Origin of the sequence: Pseudoalteromonas sp. Isolate3, from assembly GCF_022398505.1 — a bacterium.
GTDB classification, from domain to species: Bacteria; Pseudomonadota; Gammaproteobacteria; order Enterobacterales; family Alteromonadaceae; genus Pseudoalteromonas; species Pseudoalteromonas apostichopi.
The window spans coordinates 1-1666 of sequence record NZ_JAKEVN010000238.1 but is presented as its reverse complement, the minus strand read 5'-3'; the positions used below and the strand labels follow the sequence as shown (position 1 = coordinate 1666).

Below are 1666 nucleotides of genomic sequence, written 5' to 3'. Positions count from 1 at the left end.
GGTGAATATAAAATGAAAATCTCTATGTTATCGATTATGACACTTTGCACTGCACTTTCGTCGGGTGCCTATGCAAATACGTGTACCGGTGAGCTATATGGAATTAATTCTGGGCGAGGTGACTTAGGGATTGTCTTTTCCTTGAATGAACAAGAACAAAGTGCTGCGATTCATTCGAAAGCTAAGTTTTCCTCAGCAGCTATGGCGTTTGATAGTACTCGTAACCGTTTATATTATGTATCTGCCCCTAGACCACTAACATATCAGCTAGATCCTGGCTCTTTAAATTTGACCGATGAAGAACTAAAAGGCTTACCGATTAAAGGTAATAAATTTAAATATACCAAACTTGCATATGTGGATATGGCAACTGGTGAGCACGTAGAAGTTGGTCGTAGCAGCCCAATGACAAGACTTGCTTATGATCCTGAGCGAGATGTTATGTATGGCGCAAAGGGTAGCAAGTTTTACATTATCTACCCTGATTCAGGAGAGACTCAGTACGTAGGTGAAATGACGGGTTATGGTAGCAGCTCTGATATCCTTCGGGGCGACATAGTTATAAAAGATTCAAAGATTTATTTGATCTCTTCTAAAAGTATCTTCTCACTTGATTTATCAACATTACAATTAACTCGAATATCAAATCATGGGTTAGTAACTGTAACAGGCGCTGCGGTAGATCAAAACGGTGAATTATTGATTTCTCGTGAAGTAATTAATGATCAAGGACACTTCAATCTTACCAAACTTTATAAGGCATCTATCGAAACTGGTAATACTTGTGAAGTAGGTTCATTCCCAGTGCGTGTCAATGATTTAGCTATGGATACGATAAAACCAGTTGCTTGCTATAATAAAAAGTATACATGTAGCACTGAGCCAGAATCGATAGTCATCACTAGCATTGACCAAAACAGACAAGCCACTTGGCAAGGGTATACGCTTAACGGCTTGCTAATGCTTTGGGCCCTAGAAAAGTTAACTAGTACAGACAATTTCGGTGAAAATGGTGTTGTTCGTAAACCTCTATCAATAAATCATGATTTTGCAGCGGCAAATTCAATTACAGAGGAAGCGTTAAATAATTACAACACCGATATCTTTTTTATTGGTAGTTTCAGGTTAAGTAATTTTACAGATGCAGAGCTCGATGAAGCCTATAATTGGTCATTAAAGAAAGGTAATGTTGCCATTATTGCTGGTGATGCTGATTACCCAGAGGAAAAAATATACACAAGATGGGGTTATAAAGTAACAGCAGAAGGTTACATTGATGGACCAAGTATGCCTAATCCAGCAGGAGAGAGTACCAAAGCACAGCAAAGAATGTTCGCAGGACCATTTGGAGAGGTAATTGAGTTTTATCAATCAGGTACAGCAAGAGGTTATTTTTCAGAGATGCCTGCGGGGGCCCAAGTCTTAGCTGTAAACCAACAAGGCTTGCCAACTATCGTAAAAGACCCTGCTACAGGCGATATTATCTTGGCTGATAGTGGAATGCTAACAATTCAATATAAATTAGAAAATATTACACAAGGCCCAAAAGTGACAAGTATGGCGGATCGTTTATTAATGAACTTGTTTAACTATGCCAGTGAGATAGATTAATTATTTCCAAGTTATGTAAAAATCGCGAAGTGTTAAAAGCTTCGCGATTTTTTAT

Annotated in this window: 1 pseudogene; it reads left to right on the top strand. The window is 38.4% G+C overall.

The window, feature by feature from the left end:
* A pseudogene (locus L1D46_RS20555) lies at nucleotides 1-1611 on the top strand (hypothetical protein); the annotation flags it as partial.
* Between the last annotated feature and the right edge of the window lie 55 nt (nucleotides 1612-1666).